This window comes from Aquitalea sp. ASV11 (assembly GCF_016429185.1).
Taxonomy (GTDB): domain Bacteria; phylum Pseudomonadota; class Gammaproteobacteria; order Burkholderiales; family Chromobacteriaceae; genus Aquitalea; species Aquitalea pelogenes.
Map to the genome: position 1 here is coordinate 61720 of NZ_JAELUD010000014.1, position 8301 is coordinate 70020.

Genomic DNA, 8301 nt, shown 5'->3' on the forward strand with positions numbered 1-8301 from the left:
TGCTGGCAATCGGAAAATCCGGTCGCAGCTGCTCAGGCCGAGTGCCGTCCGTGACCCGTGGCCAGCCGCAATGTCCTGCCCCTCGCATCGCTGGCTCCCTGCCACCCGGATGGGCGGTCCAGGCCCCGCCGGTCGTATCCCCGCCAATTGGCCAGTACTTTTGGCATGGTTATGCAAAATTTGCATGATGTGATTGCGAATCGGAATTGGCCAATCCCCCCGTTGCCAGCCTACAGTCTGCCCCCATCGCTCCGTATTGACGGAGACCACCAACAAAGGCTGCTGCATGTCCACACGTATCGAACACGACCTGCTTGGCGATCGCGCCGTTCCGGCTGACGCCTACTGGGGTGTCCACACCCTGCGTGCCGTGGAAAACTTCCCCATTACTGGCCAGACCATTGCCAGCTATGGCGACCTGATTGTCGCGCTGGCGCAAATCAAGAAAGCGGCAGCCCTGGCCAACCGCGATCTGGGCCTGCTGGACGAAGTGCGTACCCGTGCCATCGTGGCGGCTTGCGAAGAACTGGTGGAAGGCAAGCTGCATGATCAGTTTGTGGTGGACGTGATTCAGGGTGGGGCTGGTACTTCCACCAATATGAATGCCAACGAAGTCATTGCCAACCGTGCGCTGGAAATCTTGGGCCATGGCAAGGGCGAGTACGACAAGCTGCACCCCAACGAACATGTCAACATGGGCCAAAGCACCAACGACGTGTATCCCACAGCCTTGCGGCTGGCTACCTACTGGGGTGTGCTGCGTCTGCAACGCACCATGTTCGTGCTGCGCGAAGCCTTTGCTGCCAAGGCTGAAGAATTCAAGAACATCCTGAAAATGGGCCGTACCCAATTGCAGGATGCGGTGCCGATGACGCTGGGTCAGGAGTTCCAGACCTACGCCGTGATGCTGGGTGAGGACGAACAACGCCTGAGCGAAGCGCGTGCGCTGATGCTGGAAATCAATCTGGGTGCCACCGCCATCGGCACCGGCATTACCGCCCATCCGGACTATGCCCGGCTGGTGTGCCTGCATCTGTCGGAACTGACCGGCCTCAAGCTGATGACGGCTCCCAACCTGATTGAAGCCACCCAGGATTGCGGTGCATTCGTGCAGTTGTCCGGTGTGCTCAAGCGCGTGGCGGTCAAACTGTCCAAAACCTGCAATGACTTGCGCCTGCTGTCCTCCGGTCCGCGCGCCGGTATTGGCGACATCAATCTGCCTGCGCGTCAGGCCGGTTCGTCCATCATGCCGGGCAAGGTCAATCCGGTGATTCCGGAAGTGGTCAACCAGGTGGCATTTGAAGTCATCGGCAACGACATGACCATCACCATGGCGGCAGAAGGCGGCCAGTTGCAGCTGAATGCTTTCGAGCCGGTCATCGCCTACAGCATGTTCCGCAGCGTGCGCCATCTGGCCAATGCCTGCAGCACGCTGACCGAGCACTGCGTGAAGGGCATTACCGCCAATGAGGCCAAGCTGCGTGCGGATGTGCTGAACTCCATCGGTCTGGTGACCGCACTCAACCCCATCATCGGCTACGCCGCCGCCACCGCTGTGGCTGCCGAGGCGCACGCCACCGGTGGCAGTGTTTACGATATCGTGCTGGAACGCGGGCTGATGCAGCGCGCCCAGCTGGACGAAGCGCTGCTGCCCGAAGCATTGACCCAGCCGCGCTGGCTGTCTTAACGGTGTTCTGCTGTCGGTACTTGTCCGGTACCGACTTTCCTGTGTTGGCCGGGTAAATACCCGGCCATTTTTTTTACTGCTTGTCTCCGGAGGCTTGGCGATGTATAAATTATTGTGCAGTGCACAATGGAGTTCATCATGATACAAGCCCTGATCTGGTGGCTGGAAGTCAGTCCGCGTTGGTTAAGCAGCCTGACGGCGCATGGTCGCAGTCAGCAAGAAGTCCTGCGCGCTGGCTTCTTCCATTCCGGCCGGGTGCTTAGCAGCCCGGCCCCTGCCAGTGACAAACTGGCCCGGCTGGCCCGGCGTGCCACCGCCGATACCATCACTTTCTTGCACGACAATGGCCAGCTTCAGTTGCAACTGGGTCAGGAGCCGCTGCCACCGCTGCTGGCCGACTGTGCCTGCTACCGTTCCGGCCAGCATTTGCAGCAGCAAGGTGGCAGGCTCTGCCTGCAAGGCCTGGTCGAGCTGGGGCGCATCCTCTTGCGCTGAAATTGAGTCAAGGGCGCAGAACAATTGCTTTGCAGCCATCTTCCTGCAAGGCACAATGCGGGGCCTGCAACCCGGGATTCACCTCATGACCGCGCATGTCACGCTCAGCCCGCAACAATTGCAACAACTGGCACCTGCCCTGCAGTCTTATTTGTCCAGCCAGTTGCAACTTGAAATCGGCAGTTTTGATGCCCAGTTCCTATTGGAATTTGTCGCCCAGCAGATTGGCCGCGATATCTATAACCAGGCATTGGCCGACGCCCAGCTGGCGCTGAGCCAGCGCATGGAGTCACTACAGGCCGCCATCTGGGAGCTGGAAAAGTAAGCAGCAAGCCGGTTCTTGCCACGTTCTTCCGGCGCAGCATGACCATGCCCTCTGACGCCAACGGCTGCCATCCGCAGGACAACAGGGTTACAATCAGGTTTTATTTCCCGCTGCCGCCACTGCTTCATGCTTTATTTGCGTCTGATGCTCAAAGGTTTTCTGCTGGCCGTGCTGTTGGTGCTGCTCGGCTTTGGCTATATGGCCTGGGGCATCGCACGTTATGCAGACCAACCCGCCACGGAACCGGCGGATGCCGCCTTGGTGCTGGGTGCCGCGGCCTGGGGCAGCAAACCCTCGCCGGTACTGCGTGAACGTATCAACCATGCAGTGACGCTGTACAAGCAGGGCAGGGTGCGCTGGATTGTATTTACCGGTGGCACGCCGGAGCCCGGCTATCCTACCGAGGCCGATGTCGGTCGTGAATTTGCCTTGCGTCAGGGTGTGCCGATGACGGCCATGCTGGCGGAAAACGAATCGCGCACCACCTGGCAGAATCTGGAAAACGCCCACAAGCTGGCCTCGCCCTTTGGCATCCGCTCATTCTTGCTGGTGAGCGACCCCCTGCACATGCGCCGTGCCGTGCTGATGGCCCATGATCTGGGCATGGCCGCCGCACCGGCACCGACCGAATCCAGCCGCTATGTCAGCTGGAGCAACAAGGTGAAATTCCTGGCGCGGGAAACCTGGCTGTATGTGGGGTACCGGGTATTCCGCAAGCTGTCCTGACCTTGCCTTCATTGATGTACGGACGTAAAAAAACCGGCACCAGGCCGGTTTTTTGTATGGCACAGTGTGCTTACACCGTGTGCCACAGGTCGATCAGCTCGCCGGCTTCCACATTGGACACTTCGCTGCGGTCTTGCAGCCAGGCAACCAGCTTGGCACGGATTTCTTCGGTAATGGCAACTTCGCCCACCGGGAATACCACGCCTTCCAGTCTTTCATTACCATCGAAATGCCCGCCGAAGCTGATGGCAGCTTCATCAATGCAGTTCAGCCAGTCGTCCAGCAGGGCATCTGCATCCACACCTGCGGCAATAGTGGCGATCAGGTGAAAACCCAGCTCGCGGTATTCGCCCACACGCATTTTCTTGCGCTGGCGATGGTTCAGGCGCTTCAGGCGCTGGGCGGAATTGGGGTTGTGCAGATCAGACATGATGACTCCAGTAACTAAATGACGCGGCGATGATAACAGGCATTGCCGACTGACAGTGAGGTAAGCCGGCTGCCATGTCAGTTAAAGTCCCAGTTGACCCCATAAAGCATCAACTTTTTGTTTGACGCTTTCATCCATCATGATGGGAACACCCCATTCCCGATTGGTTTCTCCCGGCATCTTGTTGGTGGCGTCCAGTCCCATCTTGCCGCCAAGGCCAGACACAGGACTGGCAAAGTCCAGGTAGTCAATCGGGGTGTGCTCGATCAGTGTGGTGTCGCGTACCGGATCCATGCGGGTGGTGATCGCCCACATCACTTCCTTCCAGTCGCGGCAGTCCACATCGTCATCCACCACGATGATGAACTTGGTGTACATGAACTGGCGCAGGAAGCTCCAGCAACCCATCATTACGCGCTTGGCATGGCCGGGATATTGTTTCTTGATACTGATGACCGCCATGCGATAGCTGCAGCCTTCCGGCGGCAAGTAGAAATCGACAATTTCCGGAAACTGCTTTTGCAGGATGGGCACGAATACTTCGTTCAGTGCCACGCCCAGTACCGCAGGCTCATCCGGTGGTTTGCCGGTATAGGTGCTGTGATAGATGGGGTTCTCGCGCATGGTGATGCGGTCGATGGTAAATACCGGGAAGTAGTCCTGCTCATTGTAATAACCGGTATGGTCGCCATACGGGCCTTCCAGCGCCATGTCATCGGGATGGATATGGCCTTCCAGTACAATCTCGGCCCGTGCCGGCACTTGCAGGTCAGAGCCGATGCATTTCACCAGCTCGGTGCGACTGCCGCGCAGCAAGCCGGCAAACTGGTATTCGGACAAGGTATCCGGTACCGGAGTGACAGCGCCCAGAATGGTCGCCGGGTCGCAGCCCAGCACCACGGCCACCGGGTAGGGCTTGTCAGGGTTCTGCTGGCGGAATTCACGATAATCCAGCGCGCCGCCACGGTGGGCCAGCCAGCGCATGATGACGCGGTTTTTGCCGATCACCTGCTGGCGGTAGATGCCCAGGTTCTGCCGCTTCTTGTTCGGGCCGCGCGTTACCGTCAGGCCCCAGGTAATCAACGGCGCCACATCGCCCGGCCAGCAATGCTGGATGGGCAGGCGCGACAAGTCCACATCGTCACCCTCCCACACAATCTGCTGACATGGCGCCTTGCTCACCACCTTGGGCGCCATAGACAACACCTGCTTGAGCAAGGGCAGCTTATCCCAGGCCTCACGCAGCCCCTTTGGCGGTTCCGGCTCTTTCAGATAAGCCAAGGTCTTGCCGATTTCTCGCAGCTGCATGACGTCACTGGCACCCATGCCCATGGCAACGCGTTTGGGTGTGCCAAACAGATTGGCCAGTACCGGAATCGAATAGGACTGCGTATCGTGCCGGGCTTGCGTGAACAGCAGGGCCGGGCCACCGGCTTTCAGTACCCGGTCGCCGATTTCGGTCATTTCCAGATGTGGCGATACCGGTACATCGATTCTTTTCAATTCGCCTTGCTGTTCCAGTTGAGCAACAAAGTCCCGCAGGTCGGCATATTTCATGACTGTTTCATGATCTTAAGCAAAGTTTTGACCGGAAGGTTTGGATAACCTCCGCTATGAACGTCGCAAGCTACTGCCGGCCTATTAGAAAGTCAATTACGGTAGAAGCCCAAGACCGTGAACTTGCCTACACTCTTGGAGAATACAAATGAAAAAGCTTGCTCTGGCTGCGGCCATCGGTCTGATTTCCGCTAGCGCCTTCGCCGCTCAAGGCGACATCATCGCGCGTTTCCGCGTGATCAACGTGAATCCGTCCTCTTCCTGGAGCAATGGCTCGGTTGGTACAGCCGTCGGCCTGACCGGTGTTGATGCCAAAGACGATACCGTGCCGGAACTGGACTTTACCTACATGATCACCAACAACATTGGTGCAGAACTGATCCTGGGTACCAGCCGTCATGAGATCACCGCTCACACTGCTTCGGGCGATGCGTCGCTGGGTAAAGTTTCCGCCCTGCCGCCGACCGTGACCCTGCAATATCACTTCACTCCGGAAAGCACCGTATTCCGTCCGTATGTAGGTGCCGGTATCAACTACACCCGTTTCTACAATAACGGTCTGCAGTACAGCGGTCTGGACCTGAATGTGAAGAAAAACAGCTACGGTCCGGCCCTGCAAATCGGTGCTGACTTCCCGATCAGCAAGAGCTTCTTCGTCAACGTTGACGTGAAAAAGATCTGGATGAAGACTGACGTTAGCCTGCAATCCAATGGCTCTTCCGTTGGCTCGCTGAAGATTGACCCGCTGGTCGTAGGCCTGGGTATCGGTACCAAGTTCTAAGCAACTTGTTTTGCCGCAAGAAAGCGCCTCCTCGTGGAGGCGCTTTTTTATTTCCGTGCAATAGAATAATGTATTCTAAATTTATGCATTCAGGAGATAAAAATGGGCAATTGGGCCAGCACAGCCATTCGCAAGATCGAAGCAGATTTCAACCGTTCCAGCGACACGCACCTGATACCACTGCAGATTCCGGCCTTGCCGCAAATCCAGTTGTATTTCAAGGATGAGTCCACCCACCCAACCGGCAGCCTGAAGCATCGCCTGGCGCGTTCCCTCTTCCTGTATGGCCTGTGCAATGGCTGGATACGCTACAACACCACCATCATCGAGGCTTCCAGTGGCAGCACCGCTGTTTCGGAAGCCTACTTTGCCCGCTTGCTGGGCCTGCCCTTCATCGCTGTCATGCCACGCGGCACGTCGGCAGAGAAAATCCGCGCCATCGAATTTTACGGTGGCCGCTGTCATCTGGTGGATGATCCGGCCACCATCTACGAAGAGTCCCGTCGCCTGGCGCAGGAGCTGAATGGCCACTACATGGATCAGTTCACCTATGCCGAACGTGCAACAGACTGGCGTGGCAACAATAATATTGCCGACACCATCTTCAAACAGATGGAACTGGAACCAAACCCGGTGCCAGAGTGGATTGTCTGTGGTGCAGGAACCGGCGGCACATCAGCAACTTTTGGCCGCTATGTGCGCTATCAGAAACTGTCGACGCAGATCTGCGTTGTCGACCCGGAAAACTCGGTGTTCTACGACAGCTATTACAGTGGTAACGCAGACTGCCGCTGCGAAGGTGGCTCCGGCGTGGAAGGCATCGGTCGTCCGCGGGTCGAACCATCTTTCATCCCCACCGTTATCGATAAAGTCATCCGCGTACCCAATGTGGCCAGCTATGCCGCCATCCATTTCCTGGAAGAAGTGATGGGGCGCAAGTGTGGCGGTTCTACCGGCACCAATCTGTTCGGTGTGTGTGAACTGGTCAGCGACATGGTCCGTAACGGACGGCATGGTTCAGTGGTCACGCTGATCTGCGATGATGGCAACCGCTACCTCAACAGCTACTACAACCCGCAGTGGCTGGAAGATAACGGTCACCACATCGCATCCTGGGTGGAACGCTACCGGCGCTTCTTCTTTGAAGGTCGCTGGTAAGCCAGTAAGGCTTCCTGCGGCAATGCCTACCAGCGTTGCCGCAGTAGCTGGCTCAGTTTGTTGACCCGCACATCGACAAAAGCCGGTTTGCGGCTCTGGCGGCTGATCCACACCGTACGCATCCCGAGGGATTTTGCTGCGTACAGATTGGGTAGAGAATCCTCCACCATGATGCAGTGCGCCGGATCAAGCCGCTCCGCCTGCAGCATAGAGCGAAAGCCACGCCGGTCAGGCTTTGGGTGGAAGTGCATTTTTTCCATGCCATAGCAGGCGGTAAACTGCAGGCGGATATCCATTTTTTGCAGCAGCCCTTCTATATAGTGTTGCGGTCCGTTGGACAGCACAATCTTCCGGCCTGGCAATGTACGTAAAGTTGCTGCCAGTGTGGGTTCCCATTGCAGCCAGCGATACAGCTCATCCAGCACGTGGGTCTCCTGCAGGAAATGTCCGGCATCCACATCGTGGTGACGCATCAGTCCCTGCAGGGTTGCACCATAACGATGCCAGTAGTGCAGTCTCAACTGCCGGGCCTCCTCCGCCGACATATCCAGATGCCGCTCCATATACAGGTTCATCATGCGACTGATATGGGCAAAGATACCCAGGCTGGCCTGATGCAGCGTGTCGTCGAGATCGAAAATCCAGGTGGGAGCAGACATGATGGAGGCCAGGGCAAGGTTAGGAAGCCGCCATTATCATGAGCAAAAGCCGGGACTGCTACATCTTGCGCCATGCTCTTTAGCGCGTGAGATTGGTCGGTTTGTTTAAAATCAATGACTTGCATTTTTCACCGGCAAATCTTGCAGATTTCTTCGCACAAAGTGTTGACGAGGGTAGGTCAGGGCGGTATAGTTCGCCTCCTCAGCAGACAACGCAGCGACGGAAACGAAACGCAGCGACCTGCACCGCTCTTTAAAAAACAGAATAACCGATAGGTGTGAGTGCTTGGCGAAAGCCAAATACTTGCACTGCAAGACAAGAAATACTTGTTATTTTCTTTGATCTTGCGTGCCAGAAATTTGCTATGAGATTGAACTGAAGAGTTTGATCCTGGCTCAGATTGAACGCTGGCGGCATGCTTTACACATGCAAGTCGAACGGTAACAGGGAGCTTGCTCCGCTGACGAGTGGCGAACGGGTGA

General features: G+C 57.0%; 9 protein-coding genes and 1 rRNA gene. 7 read left to right on the plus strand and 3 right to left on the minus strand.

Annotation, left to right across the window (positions count from 1 at the left end; translation table 11 throughout):
- The first annotated feature begins 286 nt into the window (after nucleotides 1-286).
- The 4 genes from aspA to JHD62_RS07095 all read left to right on the plus strand — a co-directional run bounded on the left by aspA (nucleotide 287) and on the right by JHD62_RS07095 (nucleotide 3233).
- Nucleotides 287-1687, plus strand: coding sequence for an aspartate ammonia-lyase (aspA, locus tag JHD62_RS07080; RefSeq protein ID WP_045848853.1), 1401 nt, complete (start codon nucleotides 287-289; stop codon nucleotides 1685-1687).
- Nucleotides 1688-1825: 138 nt separating this feature from the next.
- Nucleotides 1826-2182 carry a hypothetical protein gene (locus JHD62_RS07085; RefSeq protein WP_199102309.1) on the plus strand — a complete coding sequence of 119 codons (357 nt, stop codon included), beginning with the start codon at nucleotides 1826-1828 and terminating at the stop codon, nucleotides 2180-2182.
- Between the two features lie 85 nt (nucleotides 2183-2267).
- On the plus strand, nucleotides 2268-2507 hold the full coding sequence (locus JHD62_RS07090) for a DUF2164 domain-containing protein (protein ID WP_045848861.1): 240 nt from the start codon (nucleotides 2268-2270) through the stop codon (nucleotides 2505-2507).
- A 126-nt stretch (nucleotides 2508-2633) separates the two neighbouring features.
- The gene (locus JHD62_RS07095; RefSeq protein ID WP_045848855.1) at nucleotides 2634-3233 is read left to right on the plus strand and encodes a YdcF family protein; all 600 of its coding nucleotides are present in this window, start codon (nucleotides 2634-2636) and stop codon (nucleotides 3231-3233) included.
- Nucleotides 3234-3303: 70 nt separating this feature from the next.
- Here the strand turns inward: JHD62_RS07095 and JHD62_RS07100 are convergent, their stop codons facing one another.
- Together JHD62_RS07100 and ubiD are read right to left on the minus strand one after the other, a co-directional pair.
- Nucleotides 3304-3663 carry a YggL family protein gene (locus tag JHD62_RS07100; protein WP_199102310.1) on the minus strand — a complete coding sequence of 120 codons (360 nt, stop codon included), beginning with the start codon at nucleotides 3661-3663 and terminating at the stop codon, nucleotides 3304-3306.
- 81 nt (nucleotides 3664-3744) lie between these two features.
- Nucleotides 3745-5220: a 4-hydroxy-3-polyprenylbenzoate decarboxylase gene (gene ubiD / locus JHD62_RS07105; protein WP_199102311.1), complete on the minus strand. Its 1476-nt coding sequence runs from the start codon at nucleotides 5218-5220 to the stop codon at nucleotides 3745-3747.
- A 148-nt stretch (nucleotides 5221-5368) separates the two neighbouring features.
- Between ubiD and JHD62_RS07110 the strand changes: the two genes are divergently transcribed.
- Together JHD62_RS07110 and JHD62_RS07115 are read left to right on the plus strand one after the other, a co-directional pair.
- A complete protein-coding gene (locus JHD62_RS07110; protein WP_199102312.1) occupies nucleotides 5369-6001 on the plus strand; it encodes an OmpW family protein in 633 nt (210 codons plus the stop codon).
- Between the two features lie 102 nt (nucleotides 6002-6103).
- A complete protein-coding gene (locus tag JHD62_RS07115; protein ID WP_199102313.1) occupies nucleotides 6104-7159 on the plus strand; it encodes a PLP-dependent cysteine synthase family protein in 1056 nt (351 codons plus the stop codon).
- A gap of 26 nt (nucleotides 7160-7185) precedes the next feature.
- Here the strand turns inward: JHD62_RS07115 and JHD62_RS07120 are convergent, their stop codons facing one another.
- On the minus strand, nucleotides 7186-7818 hold the full coding sequence (locus tag JHD62_RS07120; protein ID WP_199102314.1) for a pyrimidine 5'-nucleotidase: 633 nt from the start codon (nucleotides 7816-7818) through the stop codon (nucleotides 7186-7188).
- A 373-nt stretch (nucleotides 7819-8191) separates the two neighbouring features.
- Between JHD62_RS07120 and JHD62_RS07125 the strand changes: the two genes are divergently transcribed.
- A 16S ribosomal RNA gene (locus tag JHD62_RS07125) occupies nucleotides 8192-8301 on the plus strand; the annotation flags it as partial.